The organism is Cellulomonas sp. IC4_254 (assembly GCF_011603975.1).
In the GTDB taxonomy this organism is placed as follows: domain Bacteria; phylum Actinomycetota; class Actinomycetes; order Actinomycetales; family Cellulomonadaceae; genus Cellulomonas.
The window spans coordinates 1-20,166 of record NZ_JAANNB010000051.1; the positions used below are offsets into that span (position 1 = coordinate 1).

Below are 20,166 nucleotides of genomic sequence, written 5' to 3' on the forward strand. Positions count from 1 at the left end.
GCCCGCTCGCCCCGTCGAGCGGGCAGAACATGCCCTGTCACGGGCCGGCGAGGGGACATCTGCTGCCCGCTCGACGGGGCGAGCGGGCACGGGCAGGCGCGGGCGGGCACGGGCCGGCGGGGCCCGGAACCGTCCGGGATGCGCCGAGGGCGTCACCCCCCCTGCGGGGTGACGCCCTCTGTGCGGTCGGGCCGGAGCCCGTCCGTGGGGAACGCGGTCGCTCAGTCCTGAGTCTGAGCCACCGCGCTCCACGCCTCCCACAGCACCGCGGGCACGGCGGGCCGGAAGCCCGCCTCCCGCAGCGCGCGGTCGAACGCCTGTGCCGCCCCGGTCACGTCGCCGTGGCCGAGGAACCGGTCGCCGAGCTCGCGCCACACCGCGGCGGACTGCCGCGACGCGGACATCATGCCGAGCATGTCGGCGGCCCAGCGGTACGCGCGGGACGCCGCCTCGACCTCGCCGCGCGCGTGCAGCGCGTCGCCGATCGCGAGCTGCGCCGCCGCGCCGTCGAGCCGGGGCTGGTCGCCCAGGCGGTCCAACGCCGCGCGGCCGTACATCTCCGCCGCGACCGGGTCGCCCTGCATGAGGTGCGCCCGGGACCGCTCGACGTCGAGCCGCGCCATCTCCACCTCGGAGCCCGAGACCTGGAGCTCCGGGGCGGCGCGGTCGAGCTGCTCGAGCGCGGTCGCCGGCTCGGCGGGGTCGCTGCGGAGCAGCAGCCACGCGTAGTTGAGGCGCAGACGCGGGATGTCGCGGCTGACCTCGCCCTCGCCGAGCAGCGCGAGCGCGCGCTCGGTGTAGCGCTTGGCCAGGCCGTAGTCGTGCCGCTGCTCCGCGACGAGCGCCGCGTTCCAGTAGACCGACCCGCGCCCGCGGGGGGTGCCGAGCGACTCCGCCTGGCGGATCAGCTCGGCCGCGCGGTGCGTCGCGTACAGCAGGTCGCCGCGCTCGACGTACGCCCAGAGGGTCGTCGAGCCGAGCCGCAGGTGCTCGTCGGTGCCGGTCAGGCCGGCCTCCTCGAGCTCCGCGAGCTGGCGGTCGCCGACCTCGATCGCGCGGCCGAGGTCACCGGACTCCACGTAGGAGGCGACGAGGGCCGTGGCGGCCGCGGCGGCGTCGAGGTGGTGCTGCTCCACCCGCGCCTGCGTGAGCAGCGGCTCCAGGACGCCGACGGCGGACTCGAGGTCGCCGAGCATCTCGTGCGCCTGCGCGAGGGCCAGCAGCGCCTCGACCCGCACCTGCCGGGTGACGGGCTCGAGGTCGAGCGCGAGGATCCGGTCGCGCGCCGACGAGGCCTCCCCCGACACCAGGTCGAGGCGGGCGTAGTCGAGCGCGAGCTTGGCGCGCGCCTCGGCCGGTCCCTCGTCGCCGTGCTTGAGATACTCGACCGTGGACCCGAGCCGCTCGGCGATGACGCCGAGCGCCGCGTCGGTCGGCTCGCGCCGACCGGACTCGATCAGGGAGATGTAGCTCGGCGAGAGCGCGTCTCCGGCGAGGGCCGTCTGGGAGAGCCCAGCGGCCAACCGCGCCTGGCGGACGCGGTCAGCAATGGTCGTCATGGGTGTCACTGTACCTATGACGCCTCGTGACGGCGAGCCTGTCACCCGTCCGCCACGGCCCCGCCCCGACGCGCCACGCCCGTCGAGAGTCAGCAGGACGACCCGGGATGACCCGAAGGCGTTCAGACGACGATCCGGCAGCAGCCGGTCGCGCCGCTCTGGATCGTGAACCCGCCGGCGGCGTTGGCCGCCCCCGAGGCGCCGAGGGTGAGGGTCAGGGCGATGGCGGCGGTGGCGATGGCCTTGAGCGAGGTGCGCATGGGGGGTCTCCTGTCACAGAATGTTGACTCGCTGTCACGACGATCATGACTGATGCGAGGCGCTTCGCACCACCTCCTGAGGGGTTCCGCCGTACTTCCGCCCAATCGGGTGAATCGGCCGTCACTTTGGCGCGTCTTCCCGCGATATCACCCCCGGTCGGAGGGCCGAAGCCGTGTCATGTGGCGCTGACTGTGGTGTCATGGATGTCATGACCAGGGGACAGGGCGACGTGGAGCGGCGGCTCGCGGACGAGATCGACGCCGCGATCCCGGACGTGCTGCGCCGGGAGTGGGACCGGCACGTCGCGGCGGAGCGCGTCGTCGTCGGACGGCAGGGGATCTTCTCTCCCCGCCTGCACCCCTTCGGGTACGAGCTCGCGTTCCGAGCGCCCGGCGTGACGTCGGTGGACGCGGGCGCGTGGAGCGAGCTGCAGCACGAGCGTGCCACCAGCGCCGTGCTCCGCGCCACATTCGGGCGCGCCGACGTGGATGAAGTCGGGCACGGCCGCTGGCTGTTCGCCCGCTGCCCGCGCGCGTTCCTCACCGGCGAGCTGCACCTGCCGAACCGTCCCGACCGCCTCGTGGTCGAGATCACCGGGACCACGCGCATCGACGGCGACGTCCTGCGCGGCGTCCGCCGGCTGCGGGAGCAGGGCTTCCGGATCGCCATGGCGGGGTTCGTCTCCCGGCAGGACCAGCGGTCCCTGCTCCCCCAGGCCGACTTCGTGAAGATCGACGCCCGCGACCTCGACCTCGAGGGCGAGCCGGTCGTCGACCTGGCGCGGTCGCACGGAGCGCTGCTGGTCGCCGAGTTCGTCGAGACCAGCGCCGAGCTCAAGGCCGGGCGACGCCTCGGCTTCGACCTGTACCAGGGGAACCTGCTCGAGCGCAGCCTGCTGGTCGACCGGTCCGCGGCGCCGCTGCTGCGACCCGGGCACAACACCCTGGGGCAGCACTACATCTGATCGGGACGGCCCCGGGCGGCGAGGGGGCCGTCAGCGGGGTCGCCGGCGCGGACGTTCAGCGCCGGACGACGGCGGCGATCCGCAGCACCGCGCGCTCGACGGCGAACCGGGGGTCGCGGCTCGCGCCCTTGACCTCGGCGTCCGCCTGCGCGACCGCGGTGATGGCCGTGGCCAGCGCCTCGGGCGTCCACCGGGACAGCTCCTTGCGGGACCGGTCGACCTGCCACGGCGCGAGGCCGAGGTCGCGCTCGGCACCTGGCCCCCGTCCGCGCACCGCCGAGACCTTGGCGAGCACGCGCAGCCGGGCCGCGAGCGCCGCCACGAGCGGGACCGGGTCGACCCCCGTGGCGAACGCGTGCCGCAGCAGCGCGACCGCCTCCCCCGCGTTGCCGTCGACCGCGGCGTCGGCCACCCGGAACCCGGTGGCCTCGATCCGGCCGCCGTAGTACCGCTCGACCACCTCCACGCTGATGACGCCCGTGGTGTCGGCGACCAGCTGGGAGCACGCCGCCGCGAGCTCGCGCAGGTCGCTGCCCACGGCGTCGACGAGCGAGCGCACCGCCCGGGCCTCCATCCGGCGGCCGGCGCGGCGCAGCTCCTGGGTGACGAACGAGGCCTTGTCCGCGTCCCGCTTGATCGTCTCGCACACCGCGACGGGGTGCCCCGCCGCGCGCACCGTGTCGAGCAGCCGCTTGCCGCGCTGGCCGCCGCCGTGCCGGAGCACCAGGACGACGTCGTCCTGCGGTGCGGCGACGTACGCGGTCGCCTCGAGGATCAGGTCGTCGGTGGCCTTCTCGACGTTCTCGACCACGACGACGCGGTCCTCGGCGAACAGCGACGGGCTCGTGGCGAGCGTGAGCTCCCCCGCCCCGTACGCGGCGCCGTCGACCCGGGTCACCTCGATCTGCGGGTCCCGCTCGCGCGCGAGGCCGATCAGCCGGTCCACGGCCCGCTCCGCCAGCAGCTCCTCCGGACCGGTCACGAGGACGACCGGGGCGAGCCCCACCTCGTCCCACGCGAGGCCTGCGGGGGCGGACGTCCCACGGCCGCCGCCCCGGGCGGGTCGGCGCGCGGCGGAGGTGGAGGCGGGCACCCGTCTAGGGTCCCACGGCCCGCCGACACCGGAGGACCAGCACGAGCGCGGCCGCGCACGCGCAGGCGAGGAGCACCTGGCCGAGCGGGCCGCCCGCCCAGGCGACCTGGGCGCCCGGCAGCCCCGACGCGGTCCTGGCCACCGTCGCGATCCACCAGCACGCCGCACCCGCCGCCTGGGCGCACCACGTGGCGGCCGCGGGCCACCACGTGCCGAGCAGCGCCGCCAGCAGGCCGCCGACGGTCGCGGGCGCCACCGCGGGGGCGGCGGCGACGTTGGCGAGCACGGCGTACACCGGGACCGCGGGCGTCAGCACCAGCAGCACGGGGGCGCACGCCGCCTGCGCCGCGACCGGGACCGCGAACGCGGTCGCGACCGGCCCCGCGGCCGGCCGGGGGTCGTCGCCCGGCCGCGGTCGCCGGCGCGGGCGGCCCGGTCGGGCCCGGCCCCGTCGCGAGGGGTGGTCCCCCCTGCCGCCGCCGACACCCGCACCGGCACCCGCACGCGCACCCGCACGCGGCGGGACGGCTCCACCGATCCCGTCCGGCGACGCCGACCAGCGACTGGCGAGCGGCCCGGCGAGCAGCGCGATGCCCGCCGTCGCCACCACCGAGAGCACGAACCCGACGTCCCGCGCGAGCCACGGGTCGACCACGACCAGCACGAGCACCGCGCAGGCCAGCCCCGGCACCGACCGGGCCGGCCGGCCGGCCACGATCCCGAGCACGCCGACGCCGCCCATCACGGCGGCCCGCACCACGCTCGACCCCGGCTGGACCACCGCCACGAACCCGCCGAGCACCACCACCAGCGGCACCCACCGCCACCGCCGGGGCACCCCGCACCGCGTGACGACCGCGAGCACGACGGCGCCGAGGATCGAGAAGTGCGCGCCCGACACCGCCGTGATGTGCGCGAGCCCGGACACCCGCATGGCCTCGTCCAGATCGCCCACGCCCCGGGTGTCCCCGACCGCGACCGCGGGCAGCAGCCGGCCCGCGTCCCCCGGTACCGCGCCGGCGGTCGCGACCAGCCCGGTGCGCAGCCCGTCGGCGGCGCGGAGCAGGACGGACGGCGGCGCGCGCACCGCGGGGTCGTCGGTGGTCCGGGCCCGCGCGAGCACCCGGCGGGAGGTGTCCGCGATCGGCGTCAGGCGCGCGTCGACGGCGACGACCGTGCCGTAGGCCAGATCGGACGCGCTCGCCGGCGCGTACACCTCGACGGCGGCACCGGTCGGCGTCGGTCCCCGCGACTCCCCCGCCCCGAGCACCTCGACCGACGTCGCCGCCAGGAGGAACCGCACGACGCGCGAACCGGCCGGCCCGCCGGGCGCCTGCGGCGTCGAGCGGACGGTCCCGACCAGCTGCACCCGCGCCCGGTCCTCGGCGAGGGCACGTACGTCGCCCGCCTCGCGGTCCCGCACCTGCGCCGCCGTGGCGAGCAGCAGCATCGCGACCGCGCCGAGCGCGAGACCCGCCTGCGCCCGCGCGGCCACGCGCTCGGGGACCCGCACCGGGACCCGCTCGGGCACCCGCAGGGCCGCCCGCTCCGGGACCCGCACGGCGTCCCGCACCGGGACCCGCTCGGGCACCCGCTCCTGGGCGCGCTCGAGCGCCCGCACCGGGACCCGCACGACTTCCCGCACCGGGACCCGCTCGGGCACCGGCTCCGGGACGCGCACCGCGACGCGCTCGGGGACCCGCACGGCGACCCGCTCGCCGACCCCCGCGAGCTGCCGCCCCGTGCCCCGCGGAGCCTCCCGGCCGCCGCTCTCGTGGTCCCGGACGGCTTCCGGTCCCGACGGTCCCCGCAGCAGGCGGCCGAGCACGCCCACCGCCGCCAGGCCGGTGACCACCGCGCCTGCCACCAGCGCCCCCGAGGTCGCCCCCGTGACCAGGGCCGCCATGGCCCACACCGCCAGCGCGGCGGGCACCAGCCGCACGTCGACCGCCTCGTCGGTGCTCACACCCGCACCAGCTCCCGGATCTGGCCCAGCACGGCCGGGCCGATGCCCGAGACGTCGAGCAGCGCGTCCACGCTCCCGAACGGGCCGTTCGCCTCGCGCCACGCCACGATGCGCTCGGCGAGCACCGGTCCGATCCCGGGCAGCGTCTGGAGCTCGGTGCTCGGGGCCGTGTTGACGTCGACGCCGCCGCCCGCCGGACCCGCCGCGCCGCCGCCGGAGGACGCCGCGGTGCCGTCCGCGGCGTCGGCGACGACCGGCTCCTCGCCCGGCGCCGGCACCCGGACCTGCGCGCCGTCCTGGACCACGGCGGCCAGGTTCAGCGCGGCCAGGTCGGCGTCCGGCAGGGGGCCGCCCGCCGCGCCGACCGCGTCGCCCACCCGGGAGCCCGCCGGGAGGGCCACGACCCCCGGTGCCGCGACCCGGCCGACGACGTGCACCCAGACGGTCGTCTCCTCCGCGGGAGCCGTGGCGGGCTGCTCCGCGCCGTCGGTCCCGGCACCGTCGGTCGCGGCGGCGCCGGTGATCGCGGGCTCCTCGACGGCGACCGGCTCGCCGGTGGGCTGCGCCGCCGACCGGACGACGACGGCCCCGCCGACCAGCAGCAGCGCCCCGAGCGCGATCACGGCCGTCCGGGGCGCCAGCCGCCACCGCACGAGGTCGACGAGCCGCGGCCGGTCTCCGCCGGACGCCTCACCCTCGCCCGCACCGCCGAACCGGTCGAGGTCATCGTCGGTGCCGAACCACTCGCCGTCACCGTCCGAGCCGAACCGGCCGAGGCCCCCGTCGGCGCCGAACCGCTCGCGGTCCCCGTCGGTGCCGCCGGGCGGCAGGTCGTCGCTCCCGGAAGCGCTCACCCCGGACGCCCCCCGCGAGCCGGCTCCCGCCTCCCCGGGCACGTCGTCGCTCCCGCAGTCGGCGGCCGACGCCGCTGCCGGCCGTCGAACGTCGACGGCCGGCGCCGCCGTCCCGTCGTGCGGCACCGGGTCCGCCTCGGACGCGGCCCGCGCCGCCGCGTGCAGCCGAGCCCGTCCGCCGCCGACCGGTCCCGCGTCGTCGCGCCGCGGGTCGGGCGCCGGGCTGCCGTCGTACCAGGTCATGCCGCGACGCTAGGGCGGCGGTCCGGTCCCGGCGGCGCCCGCGAGCCCGTCCTGGGGACCACGCACCGCGCCCGGTCCTGTGGACGACTCCGCGCCCGCCGCCCGTGCGGAGCGCGGCCGGTGCTGCACCCCCGGACCTGCGCGCCGGGCGGTGGTCAGCGGTCGGTCACGGTGACGGCGAGCGCCCCCACGCCGAGGTGTCCGCCGAGCACGGCGCCCACCTCGCGCACCAGCACCTCGTCGAGCCCGAGCGCGTCGCGCAGCCGCTCGGCGACCTCCGCCGCGATCTCCGGCCGTCCGAGGTGCTGGACCCCGACCCGCACGGACCTGCCCGCGCCCGGGGGCACCGCCATCCGAGCCGCGGCATCCGCCGCGCCGTCGTCCGGCCGCACCCCGTCGGCGACGCGCGACCCCTCCGCGCCCGTCTGCGCCCTCGGCACCCGCCGCGCCACCTCCGCCACGGCCAGCGCGTGCAGCCGGTCCCGCGCCGCGCGCCGCGTCCGCACCCGCTCGGCGACCTCGATCCGCCCGTCCCGCAGCGCGAGCACCGGGCGCAGCCCCAGCACGGTGCCGAACGCGGCGGCGGCCGCGGACAGCCGGCCACCGCGGCGCAGGTGGTCGAGCGAGTCCACGACGAACCACGCGGCGGTCGACCGTCCGACCTGCTCGGCGGCCCCGGCGACGGTCGCGCCGTCGGCGGGGCCCCACACGGTGCCCCGTGCCGCCTCCGCGGCGGCCAGGGCGGCGAACCCGAGCCCCAGGCCGGCGCTCCGGGAGTCGACGACGTGCACCGGCAACGGCGCGAGCTGCGCGGCGAGGCCGGCGGCGCGGACGGTGCCGGAGAGCTCGCCGGACAGGTGCACCGAGACGACCTCGACGGCACCGCGCGCGGCGGCCGCCTCGTAGGCGGCCGCGAACGCGGCGGGCGGCGGCTGGGACGTCGTGACCCGGCGCCCGGACCGCAGCGCCGCGACCAGGCCCTCGGGCGTGAGGTCCACGCCGTCGCGGAACCGCTCGCCGTCGGCGGCGACGTCGAGCGGGACGACGTCGATGCCCCAGGCCGCGGCGTCGGCGGCGGTCAGGCAGGACGTCGAGTCGGTGATCACCACCACCCGCGGCGGCACGGGCGGCTCCGCGGCCGCCGGCTCGGGGTCGACCCGGGCGGACCGCCGCAGCCGGCGCGCCACGCGCTCGGCCCACGCCGGCGGCACCACGGCGATCCGCAGCCCCGGGTGCGCCCGCCGGCCGGCGTCCCCGCCCGACGACACCGCTCCCGGCGACCCCGCACCCGACGACACCGCACCCGACGACAGCGCTCCCGGCGACCCCGCACCCGGCACCGCCGGGCGCGCGACGCCGCGCCCCGCCCCCGCGCCGGGCGCGGTCGGCGGGGCGTCGGCGCCCTCGGGCACCGTCAGGCCGGCACCACGTTGACGAGCTTCGGCGCGCGCACGATCACGGTGCGCACGTCGCGACCGGCCATCGCCCGCTGCACGCCCGGGTCCGCCAGCGCGAGCTCGCGCAGGGTGGCCTCGTCGGCGTCGACGGGCACCTCGGCGCGGCCGCGGACCTTGCCCTGCACCTGGAACACGCAGGTGACGGTGTCCTCGACCAGGTACTGCGGGTCGACCGCCGGGAACGGCTCGTGCGCGAGCGAGCGCTCGTGGCCCAGCCGGGACCACAGCTCCTCGGCCAGGTGCGGCGCGACGGGCGCGGTCATGAGCACGAGCTGCTCGGCGACGGTGCGCGGCACGGCGGGCAGCGAGGTCAGGTGGTTGTTGAGGACGATGAGCTTGGCGATGGCGGTGTTGATCCGCATGCCCTGCATGTCCTCGCCGACCTCGGCGATCGTCCGGTGCAGCACGCGGAGCGTCTCGACGGTCGGCTCGGCGTCGACGACCGTCACCTCGCCGGTCTCCTCGGAGACGACGTTGCGCCACACGCGCTGCAGGAACCGCTGCGCGCCGACGACCGCCCGGGTCTCCCAGGGGCGGGACAGGTCGAGCGGGCCCATCGACATCTCGTAGACGCGCAGGGTGTCCGCGCCGTACTCGGCGTACATCTCGTCCGGGGAGACGGCGTTCTTCAGCGACTTGCCGATCTTGCCGTACTCGCGGAACACCTCCTCGCCGTTCCAGGTGAAGCCGGACGCGACGGAGTCGTCCTCGACGACCTCGGCGGCCGGGACGTACACGCCCCGGACGTCGGTGTAGGCGTACGCCTGGATGTAGCCCTGGTTGAACAGCTTGTAGAACGGCTCGCGGCTGGACACGTGGCCCAGGTCGTAGAGCACCTTGTGCCAGAACCGCGCGTACAGCAGGTGCAGCACGGCGTGCTCGACACCGCCGACGTACAGGTCGACGCCGCCGGCGCCGTGGGTGTCGCCGGGGTTGTGGCCCGGGCCCATCCAGTACTGCTCGAGCGCCGGGTCGACGACCTGGCCGGTGGCGTGGGTCGGGTCCAGGTAGTGCAGGTAGTACCAGCACGAGCCGGCCCAGTTCGGCATGGTGTTCGTGTCGCGGCGGTAGGTCTTCGGCCCGTCGCCCAGGTCGAGCGTGACGTGGACCCAGTCGTCGTTGCGGCTCAGCGGCGCCTCGGGCGAGGACTCCGCGTCGTCGGGGTCGAAGGTGCGCGGCGCGTAGTCCGGCACGTCCGGCAGGTCGACCGGCAGCGACTGCTCGGGGATGGCGATGGGCAGGTCGTCCTCGTCGTAGACGATCGGGAACGGCTCGCCCCAGTACCGCTGCCGGCTGAACAGCCAGTCGCGCAGCCGGTAGGTCGTGGTGCGGGACCCGGCGCCGCGCTCGGCCAGCCAGTCGACGACCCGGGTCTTGGCCTCGGCGACGGACAGCCCGTCCAGGCTGATCTCGTCGTTCGACGAGTTGATGATCGCGCCGTCGCCGGTCCAGGCGCCCTCGTGGCCCTCCGGCGGCTGGACGGTGTGCACGACGGGCAGCCCGAACGCCTCGGCGAACGCGAAGTCGCGGGTGTCGCCGCCGGGGACGGCCATGATCGCGCCGGTGCCGTAGCCCATCAGGACGTAGTCGGCGATGAACACGGGCAGCTGGGCGCCGTTCACCGGGTTCAGGGCGTAGCCGCCGGTGAACACGCCGGTCTTGCGGCCGGCGTCGGCCTGGCGCTCGACGGCGGTCTTGGCGGCGGCCTCGCGGCGGTAGGCGGCGACGGCCTCCGCGGGCGACGCGGCGCCCCCGCGCCAGGACTCCGGCACGTCCTCGTCCCAGACCGACACTGCCTCCGAGTCGGCGACGATCGCGTCGACCAGCGGGTGCTCCGGCGCCAGCACGACGTAGGTCGCGCCGAACAGCGTGTCGGGGCGGGTGGTGAAGACGGTCAGCGGCTCGTCGGCGTCGGTGACCTCGAAGTCGACGTGCGCGCCCTCGGACCGGCCGATCCAGTTCCGCTGCATCGCGGTGACCTTCTCCGGCCAGTCGATCAGCGCGAGGTCGTCGGCCAGCCGGTCGGCGTACGCGGTGATCCGCATGTTCCACTGCCGCAGGGTGCGCTGGAACACCGGGAAGTTGCCCCGCTCGGACCGGCCGTCGGAGGTGACCTCCTCGTTGGCCAGGACGGTGCCCAGGCCCGGGCACCAGTTCACCGGGGTCTCGGAGACGTAGGCCAGGCGCTGCGCGTCGACGACCCGGCGGCGCTGCACGGCGTCCAGGTCGGCCCACGCCGCACCCTCGGGCACCCCGGCGATCCCGTCCGGCACCGCTCGGGTCCCCGACTCGTACGCCTCGACCAGCGTCGACACCGGCCGGGCCGCGCCGGTGCCGCCGTCGGGCCGCACGGCGTCCTCGTCGTACCAGGAGTCGAAGATCTGCAGGAAGATCCACTGCGTCCAGCGCACGTAGTCCGGGTCGATCGTCGCGAACGAGCGGCGCGGGTCGTGGGCGACGCCCAGCCGCCGGAGCTGGCGCGCCATGATCTCGATGTTCGCCTCGGTGGTCGTGCGCGGGTGGGCACCCGTCTGCACGGCGTACTGCTCGGCGGGCAGGCCGAACGCGTCGTAGCCCAGCGCGTGCAGCACGTTGTCGCCCTGCATCCGGCGGAACCGCGCGACGACGTCGGTGGCGATGTAGCCCAGGGGGTGACCGACGTGCAGGCCCGCGCCCGAGGGGTACGGGAACATGTCCATCACGAAGAACGGGCGGGCGCCCGCGCGCGCCGGCTGCCCGTCGCCGTCGGTCAGCGCGCTGCCGGCCGGGTTGGCCGCGAAGAACGTGCCGCGCTCGACCCACTCGTCCTGCCACCGGAGCTCGATCTGCTGGGCGAGCTCGGCGGTGTACCGGAAGGGCACGTCCTGGCCGCCGGCGGTGGCCGGGGCGGAGGCGGGATCGGGCTGGGTGCTGGCGGGCGACGTCACCGGGGAAGTCTATCGACGCGCGCACGTCCTTTCCGCCGCGCGCCGCCCGGCCCTGGGCGACGGCGGGGCCGCAGGTCAGACGGCCTGCCGCTCCTCCGCGACCGCGGACCCGCCCGGCGCGTCCGGCTCCCCCGCGACCCGCGCCGCCGCCCGCGCCCGCGCCCTCGCCCGCGCACCGCCCAGCGTCGCCGCCGAGATCACGAGCCCGACCGCGGTCAGCCCTGCGCCGACCCACGCGGGCGCCACGTACCCGAGCCCGCCGGCGATGACGAGCCCGCCGACCCACGCGCCGGCGGCGTTGCCGGCGTTCAGCGCGGAGTGGCACAGCGCGGCGCCGAGCGACGGCGCGGACGGCGACAGGTCCATGAGCCAGGACTGCAGCGCGAGGCCGAGCACCTGCGTGGTCACGCCCAGCAGCACGATCGCGAGCACGCCGGGGACCACCCACTGCGCGAGGACCGCGATCAGCACCAGCGCGACGATCGTCGAGGCGAACCCGAGCAGCACGGTCCGGGCCACCGACCGGTCGGCCAGCCGCCCGCCGAGCAGCGTGCCGATCGTCATGCCGACGCCGAACAGCGCGAGCACGACCGGCACCGTCGCCTCGGTCAGCCCCGTGACCTCCGTCAGCAGGGGCGACACGTAGGAGTACACGGCGAACATGCCGCCGAACCCGATCGACCCCGCCGCGCAGGCGACCCACAGCCGCCCGTTGCGCAGCGCCCCGAGCTCCGCGCGCACCGTCGCGCCGTCCCGCACCGGCAGCCCGGGCAGGAACCGGAGCAGCGCGAGCAGCGTCAGTGCGCCCAGCACGCCCACCGCGACGAACGCCACCCGCCAGCCGAACGCCTGCCCCAGCACGGTCGACAGCGGCACGCCCACGATGTTGGCGATGGTCAGGCCGGCCATCATCGTGGCGACCGCCTGGCCACGGCGGCCCGGTCCGGCGACGTGCGCCCCCATGACCGCGCCGACCCCGAAGAACGCGCCGTGCGGCAGGCCCGCGACGAACCGCGCCGCGACCAGCCAGCCGAGGGACGGCGCGAGCGCGGACAGCAGGTTGCCGACGGTGAACGCCGACATGAGCACCAGGAGCAGCGTCCGGCGGTCCATCCGGGCCGCGATCGTCGTCAGCAGCGGCGCCCCCACGACCACGCCGAGCGCGTACGCCGTGATCGCGTGCCCGGCCTCGGGGATCGTGCCGTCGAGGTTGTCCGCGATGAGCGGCAGCAGGCCCATCGTCGCGAACTCGGTGGTGCCGATCGAGAAGCCGCCCAGCGCGAGGGCCAGCAGCGGCAGCCGCGCGCGGCGGCGGACCAGGTGCGGGTCCAGGACCACGTCGGTGTCGACGGCGGGTCCACCCGGCGTGCTCGTGTGCATGTGCGGCTCCCGCGGTCGTCGTCGGTGGACCGCAGGGGCCCCGGCGGCAGGGAGCGCCGGGTGCGGCGGCCCGTCCCGGGGACCGCGTCGGCGAGGAGTCCGGTGCCACCAGCCTACCGGCCGGTCGGGACCGTCCCGGGCGTGACCGGCCCGGGTCAGGGCGTGTCGAGCAGCACCCAGATCGCGCGCGCGGCGACCTCGCCGAGCTCGACCGGCCGCGGCTCCGCGACCGCGCCCACGGCCTCCGCCGCGGCGTCCGCGACGGTCCCGCCGTCGAGCGGCGGCAGCACCCGCACCGCGGTCATCCCGGCGAAGTCGCGCCGCTCGACGACCTCGACCCGGGCGTCCAGCACGACGCCCACCGACGCCAGGTAGCGCAGCAGGCCCGGGTCGGCGTCGGAGATCCGGGCGATCCGGCCCGACCCGGACGTGAGCTCCCAGAGCATGTCGGCGGCCGGCGTGGGCACGGTGCCGTCCGGCGCGGGGATCGGATCGCCGTGCGGGTCGCGGGTCGGGTGGCCCAGGCGGGCGTCGATCCGCTCGACCATGAGGTCCGACACGGCGTGCTCGAGCACCTCCGCCTCGTCGTGCACCTCGTCCCAGGCGTACCCGAGCTCGCTGACCAGGAAGGTCTCGATCAGTCGGTGCCGCCGGACGACCTGCACCGCGTGCCGGACGCCCTCCTCGGTCAGCGTGATCGCCGCGTACGGCGCGTGCTCCACGAGGCCCTGGTCGGCCAGCCGGCGCACGGTCTCGGACACGGTCGAGGCGCCGACGCCCAGCCGCTCGGCGAGCATCTTCGTGGTCACCGGGGCCGACGACCACTCGCGCGCCGTCCAGACCACCTTGAGGTAGTCCTGGGCCACGGAGGTCAGGTCGCTGGTCTCGCTCACGCCGTCCAGGTTAGGGCCCCGTCCCGAGCACTCCCCCCGAGACCCGCCCGCGAAGTCGTCGGTCCCGTCCACGGGACGGGGTGCGGAACCGACGACCTCGGGCGGAACCGACGACCTCGCGGCCGCCGTCAGCCTCGCGGCCGGCGTCAGGCCTGGGCGTCCCGCCAGGCGACCCACTGCTCCACGAGGCTGAGGTCGTAGTCCGGCCCGCCGACCCCGACCGTGAACAGCGTCACGCCCGCGTCGACCAGCGGCGCGGCGACCTCGGCCGGCGGCGCGCTCACGCCCACGCTGCGCTCGACCAGCGCGGCGGTGTCCCGGCCGACGGCTGCGCCGTGCTCGTCGAGGATCGCGCTCTTGCGGGTCAGCGTGTCCAGGTCGCCGAACGAGTGCCACACGTCGGCGTGCTCCGCCACGACGCGCAGCGTCTTCCGCTCGCCGCCACCCCCGATCAGGATCGGGATGTCGCGCGTCGGCGCCGGGTTGCCCGCGGCGAGCCGGGCCTTGATGCGCGGCAGGGCCGACGCCAGCTCGGCGATCCGGGTGCCCGGGGTGCCGAACTCGTAGCCGAACTGGTCGTAGTCCTTCTCGAACCAGCCCGCGCCGATGCCGAGGATCAGCCGGCCGCCGCTGATGTGGTCGACCGTGCGGGCCATGTCGGCGAGCAGCTCGGGGTTCCGGTACGAGTTGCAGGTCACCAGGGCGCCGATCTGCACCCGGCTGGTCTGCTCCGCCCAGGCGCCGAGCATCGTCCAGCACTCGAAGTGCTTGCCGTCCGGGTCGCCGTAGAGCGGGAAGAAGTGGTCCCAGTTGAAGATCACGTCCACCCCGAGGTCCTCGGCGCGGCGCACCGCGTCCCGGATCTGGGCGTAGTCGGCGTGCTGGGGCTGGATCTGGACTCCGATGCGGAGCGGTCGCGTCATGGTCAGACCGTACGTCCGCGACGACCCGCGCGTCCCCGCCGTCTACGCTGGCCGACGCCCCACCCGCGATCCCCGGAGGTCCCCATGCCCGCCGCCGACACCACCGCGCCCGTCCCGCTCCGCTGGGTGGGCCCGCTGCGGATCAGCGGCAACGTCATGACCGGCGAGACCGAGGTCCCGCTGGCGACCTACGAGTCGCCGCTGTGGCCGTCCGTCCGGCGCGGGGCCCGGCTGTCGACCATGGTCGAGGGCGGGATCAGGGCCACGCTGGTGGACGAGCGGATGTCCCGGTCGGTGCTGCTGGAGGCCGACGACGCCGAGGCCGCGCTCGCCGCCTGGCAGCACCTGTCGTCGCGCCGGGACGAGCTCGCCGCGGTCGTCGCGACCAGCAGCCGGTTCGCCCGGCTGATCGACCTGCACGTGCAGATCGCCGCGAACCTGCTGTTCGTGCGGTTCGAGCTGACCACCGGCGACGCCTCGGGACACAACATGGTGACCAACGCCGCCGACAAGCTGATGGACCACGTGCTGGCGACGGTGCCGGGCGTCCGGTACGGGTCGATCTCCGGCAACTTCTGCTCGGACAAGAAGGCGACCGCCGTCAACGGCATCCTCGGGCGCGGCAAGAACGTCGTCACCGAGATCGTGCTCCCCCGGCGGCTGGTCGAGCGGTTCCTGCACACCACGCCCGAGGCGATCGTGCAGCTGAACATCCGCAAGAACCTGATCGGCACGATGCTCGCGGGCGGGCTGCGGTCGGCGAACGCGCACTACGCGAACATGCTGCTGGCGTTCTACCTGGCGACCGGGCAGGACGCGGCCAACATCGTCGAGGGCTCGCAGGGCCTCACGCACGCCGAGGTCCGCGACGGGGACCTGTACTTCTCCTGCACGTTGCCGAACCTGGTCGTGGGCACCGTGGGCAACGGCAAGGGGCTCGACTTCGTGGAGGAGAACCTGGCCCGGCTCGGCTGCCGCGAGGAGCGCGAGCCCGGGGACAACGCCCGCCGGCTGGCCGTGCTCTGCGCCGCGACCGTGCTGTGCGGCGAGCTGTCGCTCATGGCGGCCCAGACCAACCCGGGCGAGCTCATGGCCGCGCACCTCACCCTGGAGCGGGGCGCGGCGGCGAAGGGCTGAGCCGACGTGATCGTGACGGCGCCGTGGCGCACCTCTCGACGAGATGTGCGCCACGGCACCTGGATCAGGACACCCAGCTCACGTCCGACGGTCCCCCGCTGAAGCAGATCGTCCCGTTGTTCAACACCGCGTTGCTGGTCCGAGCGACCGACGCGATGTAGCTGCCGGCCTTCGGCACGGAGTGCAGGAACGTGTGCTGCCACGTCGTCCGCGACGCGAGGGCTCCGCCGAACGTCTGCCGCGCAGACGTCCCGCCCCCGGCGACGTCCACGAACCACGAGTAGCCCACGGCCGGCCGCACGACGTTGAACGAGGTGCTGATCCCGGCCCGGCGGAATCCCGTGCTGTCGGTGATCACGATGCGCGAGGTCCCGCAGGAGCCCGCGACCACGGTGGAGCGACCGGCGCCCACCCTCCGGGCGATCGCCTCCTCCTCGGCGCGCGCCTGGTCCGTGACCGGCACGGAGCGCTGCGTCCCGTCCTCCTCCGTCACGATCGCGTACCCGTTGGCGCGCGCGACCGACTCGTCGAAGCCGACCGCGTCCATCTCGACTTCGACGATCGTCACCCCGTCGGATCTCTCCGCGGCGACAGCCGGACTCACGCCGGTGACAAGCGCTGCGAGCAGCACCGCCACCCCTGCTGCGGCTCTGCCCTTCATGCTGACGACTCTGCTCACGTCGACCTCCGTCTTCTGTGGCGGGGCCCCCCGGTCGTAGACTAGGGAAACCGTCTTCCGCGCGGAAGGAGCACATCGTGCACGTCAGCGGCTCGCACCCCGCTCCTCCCGACGGTGCCGACGGTCCCGAGCCCGCGGGCTACGTCCTCCAGCAGACCGGCGCGACGCCGCTGCGGAGCGTCGAGCACACGACGGGACGTCTGGACGGGGAACCGGACAGCGTGCTCTCCCGGTGGGTCGACGGACACGGGACCGAGCTCGTGGTCGAGTCCCGCCGCACCGCGTCGGGCACGTCCGCCGAGGACGTCGCGACCACCTCGCTCGCCCGCTGGCTCGTCGACCGGTACCTGAGCAGCGGTGAGATCGACCGCCGGGTCGTGTCCTCGATCTGGGCCGGGGCCCCGGACGACGTGCAGGAGACGAGCGCCGCTCTCGTCCTCGACGGGTTGCCCGCAGCGGGTGTCGTCGCACGCCGCGACGACGCGGTCGCCCGGGTGGTCCTGCGTGACGAGCACTCGGTCGCGGTGGTGCACCCGGCGTCGTTCGACGACGTCCCCCGGCTCGTCCCCGGTGTGCCGCACGTCGGCTGACGTCGGCTCACCGCGCACCCCCCGATGTGACCACGTTCACGAACGGGATGAATCCGGGCGCCGTCGGCGTTCCGTGAGGAGCAGGTGAAGAGTCCCGACGCTCGCTGGTCGGTGCTCGCACGCGGGGCTACAGTCGTCCGGGCCCAGCGTGACCGCCGACGACGGCGGGCCGCACCGCCGGGCCCGTCGCGACGCCGGGTCACCCACCCGCGGACGACGTCCAGCCGGAGAGGATCCCACCCCGACATGCAGCTCGGCATCGACGACCTGGCCTTCGCGACCGCGGGCCGGTACCTCGACCTGGCGAACCTGGCGCCCGTGCACGGCGTCGAGCCGGCGAAGTACACGGTGGGCCTCGGCCAGGACCGGATGAGCGTGTGCGCCCCCGACGAGGACGTCGTGACGCTGGCCGCGGCCGCCGCGCTCCCCCTCGTGGAGGACCTGTCCGACGACGGGCGGGCCGCGATCCGCACCGTGCTGCTCGCGACCGAGAGCGGCATCGACCAGTCGAAGTCGGCCGGCGTGTACGTGCACCACCTGCTCGGCCTCAACCCGGCCGCGCGCGTCGTGGAGCTCAAGCAGGCCTGCTACTCCGGCACCTCCGCGCTGCAGATGGCGCTGGCGCTGGTCGCCCGCAACCCGGAGCAGAAGGTCCTCGTGATCTGCTCCGACGTCGCCCGCTACGACATCGGGTCCTCCGGCGAGCCGACCCAGGGCTGCGGCGCGGTCGCGATGCTGGTCACCGCGAACCCGCGGCTCGTCGCGATCGAGCCGGTCTCCGGCCTGCACACCACCGACGTCATGGACTTCTGGCGGCCGAACTACCGGACCACCGCCGTGGTCGACGGCCGGCTGTCGCTGCGCGCGTACACCGACTCGCTCACCGGCGCGTGGCAGGACTTCCGCGCCCAGGGCGGCGCCGAGTTCGGCGACATCGACGCGTTCGTCTACCACCAGCCGTTCACCAAGATGGCCGTCAAGGCGCACGCGCACCTGACCCGGCTCGCGGGCGCCCCCCGCGACGCCGAGGTGATGGACGCGCAGATCGCCGACACGCTCCGGTACAACCGCGAGATCGGGAACTCCTACACCGCCTCGATGTACATCGGGCTGGCGTCGCTGCTCGACCACGCGGCCGAGGACCTGGGCGGCTCGCGCATCGGCTTCTTCTCCTACGGCTCCGGCGCCGTCGGCGAGCTCTTCACCGGCGTCGTCCAGCCCGGTTACCGCGCGCACCTGCGCGCCGCCGCGCACCGCCGGCTGCTCGACGAGCGCGACGAGGTGTCGCACGCCGAGTACTCGCGGATCGTGGCGCCGGTGAACCCGGTCGACGGCGGGGACCACGACGTCGAGCGGCTGACCCGCGGCCCGTTCCGGCTCGCGGCGATCACCGGGCACCAGCGGGTGTACGAGCGCACGGAGGCGGCCGCGACCGCGGTCGCCTGACCGCGCCCGCCCCGCGCCCGCGCCGCGGGGCGACGCCCCGCTACTGGTACGTGACCAGGTCCGGCACCGGCTGCACCGCGTAGGTCTGCGCCGGGTCCAGCATCGGCGTGTCCTCGTCGTAGAAGTTCTTCCAGCCCCAGTGCACGTCCGGCGCGCCCTGGTGCAGCGTCGCCCAGGTGCCGGCCTTCGCGGGCTGGGAGCCCTGGCCGTCGGCGTGGATGATCATGGCCAGCTCGTCGTGCCCGGTGTGCAGCCGCTCGCGGTCGGTGATCATCCGCAGCGAGAACTGGTGCAGCAGGAACATCTTCTGCGGCAGCTGCCGGTCGCGGGTGAAGGTCGCGAGCCAGTCGGCGGTGGCGTTGACCTCGTCGACGCCGACCGAGCCGATCTGCCGCAGATGCACCTGGTCGGGGGCGAGCCGCCACTCCGGGTCGAGCGCGAGGCCGACGTGCGGGTAGGCCAGGAGGTCGGCGTACTGCTGCGCCTGGGTGAGGAAGTCGGTGCGGCCGGGCTGCAGGTCGATGACGACGGCCTGCCCCGCGGCCTGCGCCGCCTCGACGATCGGACGGAGCTCGTCCACCGACCGGGCGCGCGAGTAGGAGCCGTCCGGCTCGGGCCCCGAGGACGCGATGGTCGCGATGACCTCGAGCGTCGGCACCACGGTGTCCGAGGTGAGCTCCCGGTACGGGGCTGCGGTCTGCTCGGCGCGGGCGATGGTCGCCGGCACGTCCTGCTCCCCCAGCACGCCGAGCGCGGGGGTACCGGGCGTGCCGTACAGCGCGACGTACCGCTTGCCGTCGACGCCGGGCGTCGCCGGGTCCGGGAACACCAGCTGGCCGCCGCCGGGCAGCTCGACGCCCGTGGCCGCGCTGGCGACGCGGGGGCCGAGCCGGGCGGCGTCGCCGAACGACGAGCCCACCGCGACGACGGTCTCGACCCCGGTCAGCGCCTGCACCGCGGCGGAGGTGGCGCGCGGGTCGGCGCCCGGGACGTCGACCACCGGCAGGCCCGCGGCACGGGCCGTCGCGGCGGCGACGGCGGTGCCCGCGGGGGCGGCGTGCGTGTCGACCAGCAGCGCGGCGGCCGCGGGCGCGGCCGGCGGCTCGACCGTGGTGCTGCTCCGACCGAGCACGTCCTGCTGCTCCGGGGTCGACGCGTCGCCGGGGTCGGTGCTCGGGGCGTCGGTCGCGGCCGCCGTGGCGGCGTCCTCCGCGGGCGCGCCCGCCGGCCCGAGCAGCAGGGCCGGCTCCGGCCCGGCCAGCCCCGCGACGGCGGCGACGAGCCCGGCGGCGTCCACCTGCTGCTCCTGCCCCACGGCCAGCCCCAGGTCCGCGAGTGCCGGGTCCGCGGCGTCCACGCCGTAGGTGCGCAGCCCGTCCGGCAGGTCGGCGGCGAGCGCGGCGCGCGCGTCCGGGTCGTCGTCCACGACGACCACGTCGGTGCTGCCGAGGCGGCCGAGCTCGTCGGCGACCCCGGAGCCCGCGACCAGCACCGGCGAGCCGAGCGCGACGGCCGCGGTGGCGGCGGGCGCGACGACCGCCGGGTCCTCGTCGGGGACCAGCACGGCGACCGGCGCCGCCGCGAACAGCGCGGCGCTGACCGCGAGCGCGGTCCCGGCGGCGGTTCCGTCCGGCACCACCGTCGTCGGCGCGTCGGGCAGCGTCGCCGAGGAGCGCAGCGTCACGGCCGACGGCGTCGGGTCCGGGGTGGCCCCGTCGTCCGCCCCGCCGGTGCAGGCGGCCAGCAGGCCGAGCGCGGCGAGCGCGGCGACCGCGGCGGCGGCGCGGGGTCGGT

The 20,166-nt window shown here is 76.0% G+C and carries 16 protein-coding genes; 4 read left to right on the forward strand and 12 right to left on the reverse strand.

Annotated features, from left to right (window positions below):
* Positions 1–221: 221 nt before the first annotated feature.
* Positions 222–1,559, reverse strand: coding sequence for a helix-turn-helix transcriptional regulator (locus G6556_RS07300; protein ID WP_166939921.1), 1,338 nt, complete (start codon positions 1,557–1,559; stop codon positions 222–224).
* A gap of 122 nt (positions 1,560–1,681) precedes the next feature.
* Positions 1,682–1,819, reverse strand: a complete 138-nt coding sequence (locus tag G6556_RS07305) for a hypothetical protein (protein WP_166939923.1) — start codon at positions 1,817–1,819, stop codon at positions 1,682–1,684.
* A 209-nt stretch (positions 1,820–2,028) separates the two neighbouring features.
* Between G6556_RS07305 and G6556_RS07310 the strand changes: the two genes are divergently transcribed.
* A complete protein-coding gene (locus tag G6556_RS07310) occupies positions 2,029–2,784 on the forward strand; it encodes an EAL domain-containing protein (protein WP_166939924.1) in 756 nt (251 codons plus the stop codon).
* A 55-nt stretch (positions 2,785–2,839) separates the two neighbouring features.
* On the opposite strand, the gene holA is transcribed toward G6556_RS07310, so the two are convergent.
* The 8 genes from holA to G6556_RS07350 form a co-directional block, all read right to left on the reverse strand.
* Positions 2,840–3,790, reverse strand: a complete 951-nt coding sequence (gene holA / locus G6556_RS07315; protein WP_346774772.1) for a DNA polymerase III subunit delta — start codon at positions 3,788–3,790, stop codon at positions 2,840–2,842.
* Positions 3,791–3,881: 91 nt separating this feature from the next.
* A complete protein-coding gene (locus G6556_RS19890) occupies positions 3,882–5,843 on the reverse strand; it encodes a ComEC/Rec2 family competence protein (protein ID WP_166939928.1) in 1,962 nt (653 codons plus the stop codon).
* Positions 5,840–6,940: a ComEA family DNA-binding protein gene (locus tag G6556_RS19120; RefSeq protein ID WP_205693159.1), complete on the reverse strand. Its 1,101-nt coding sequence runs from the start codon at positions 6,938–6,940 to the stop codon at positions 5,840–5,842. The genes G6556_RS19890 and G6556_RS19120 overlap by 4 nt, the downstream gene beginning before the upstream one ends.
* Before the next feature lie 155 nt (positions 6,941–7,095).
* Complete coding sequence (locus G6556_RS07330; protein WP_346774770.1) at positions 7,096–8,352, reverse strand: DegV family protein; 1,257 nt, start codon at positions 8,350–8,352, stop codon at positions 7,096–7,098.
* 2 nt (positions 8,353–8,354) lie between these two features.
* Positions 8,355–11,258, reverse strand: a complete 2,904-nt coding sequence (locus G6556_RS07335; protein WP_166939943.1) for a leucine--tRNA ligase — start codon at positions 11,256–11,258, stop codon at positions 8,355–8,357.
* A 141-nt stretch (positions 11,259–11,399) separates the two neighbouring features.
* The gene (locus G6556_RS07340; protein ID WP_166939930.1) at positions 11,400–12,704 is read right to left on the reverse strand and encodes an MFS transporter; all 1,305 of its coding nucleotides are present in this window, start codon (positions 12,702–12,704) and stop codon (positions 11,400–11,402) included.
* 155 nt (positions 12,705–12,859) lie between these two features.
* Entirely contained in the window at positions 12,860–13,597 is a 738-nt protein-coding gene (locus G6556_RS07345) for a metal-dependent transcriptional regulator (RefSeq protein ID WP_346774771.1), read from the reverse strand.
* A 146-nt stretch (positions 13,598–13,743) separates the two neighbouring features.
* Entirely contained in the window at positions 13,744–14,520 is a 777-nt protein-coding gene (locus G6556_RS07350) for an LLM class F420-dependent oxidoreductase (RefSeq protein WP_205693160.1), read from the reverse strand.
* Positions 14,521–14,604: 84 nt separating this feature from the next.
* On the opposite strand from G6556_RS07350, the gene G6556_RS07355 reads away from it, so the two are divergent.
* Positions 14,605–15,657 carry a hydroxymethylglutaryl-CoA reductase gene (locus tag G6556_RS07355; RefSeq protein ID WP_166939932.1) on the forward strand — a complete coding sequence of 351 codons (1,053 nt, stop codon included), beginning with the start codon at positions 14,605–14,607 and terminating at the stop codon, positions 15,655–15,657.
* Between the two features lie 64 nt (positions 15,658–15,721).
* On the opposite strand, the gene G6556_RS07360 is transcribed toward G6556_RS07355, so the two are convergent.
* Positions 15,722–16,225, reverse strand: coding sequence for a hypothetical protein (locus G6556_RS07360; protein ID WP_166939934.1), 504 nt, complete (start codon positions 16,223–16,225; stop codon positions 15,722–15,724).
* Between the two features lie 188 nt (positions 16,226–16,413).
* Here G6556_RS07360 and G6556_RS07365 point away from each other — a divergent pair, with 188 nt between their 5' ends.
* Positions 16,414–16,926: a hypothetical protein gene (locus G6556_RS07365; RefSeq protein ID WP_166939936.1), complete on the forward strand. Its 513-nt coding sequence runs from the start codon at positions 16,414–16,416 to the stop codon at positions 16,924–16,926.
* Positions 16,927–17,172: 246 nt separating this feature from the next.
* Positions 17,173–18,372 carry a hydroxymethylglutaryl-CoA synthase gene (locus G6556_RS07370; RefSeq protein WP_166939938.1) on the forward strand — a complete coding sequence of 400 codons (1,200 nt, stop codon included), beginning with the start codon at positions 17,173–17,175 and terminating at the stop codon, positions 18,370–18,372.
* Between the two features lie 40 nt (positions 18,373–18,412).
* On the opposite strand, the gene G6556_RS07375 is transcribed toward G6556_RS07370, so the two are convergent.
* A partial coding sequence (locus tag G6556_RS07375) for a hypothetical protein (protein WP_205693161.1) occupies positions 18,413–20,166 on the reverse strand: 1,754 nt, incomplete at its 5' end.

Excerpts from the sequence above, each read along its gene's own strand:
- G6556_RS07355 (WP_166939932.1), top strand. The coding sequence starts at position 14,605 with ATGCCCGCCGCCGACACCACCGCGCCCGTCCCGCTCCGCTGGGTGGGC.
- G6556_RS07305 (WP_166939923.1), bottom strand. The coding sequence starts at position 1,819 with ATGCGCACCTCGCTCAAGGCCATCGCCACCGCCGCCATCGCCCTGACC.
- G6556_RS07310 (WP_166939924.1), top strand. The coding sequence starts at position 2,029 with ATGACCAGGGGACAGGGCGACGTGGAGCGGCGGCTCGCGGACGAGATC.
- G6556_RS07340 (WP_166939930.1), bottom strand. The coding sequence starts at position 12,704 with ATGCACACGAGCACGCCGGGTGGACCCGCCGTCGACACCGACGTGGTC.
- G6556_RS07370 (WP_166939938.1), top strand. The coding sequence starts at position 17,173 with ATGCAGCTCGGCATCGACGACCTGGCCTTCGCGACCGCGGGCCGGTAC.
- G6556_RS19120 (WP_205693159.1), bottom strand. The coding sequence starts at position 6,940 with ATGACCTGGTACGACGGCAGCCCGGCGCCCGACCCGCGGCGCGACGAC.
- G6556_RS07300 (WP_166939921.1), bottom strand. The coding sequence starts at position 1,559 with ATGACGACCATTGCTGACCGCGTCCGCCAGGCGCGGTTGGCCGCTGGG.
- G6556_RS07350 (WP_205693160.1), bottom strand. The coding sequence starts at position 14,520 with ATGACGCGACCGCTCCGCATCGGAGTCCAGATCCAGCCCCAGCACGCC.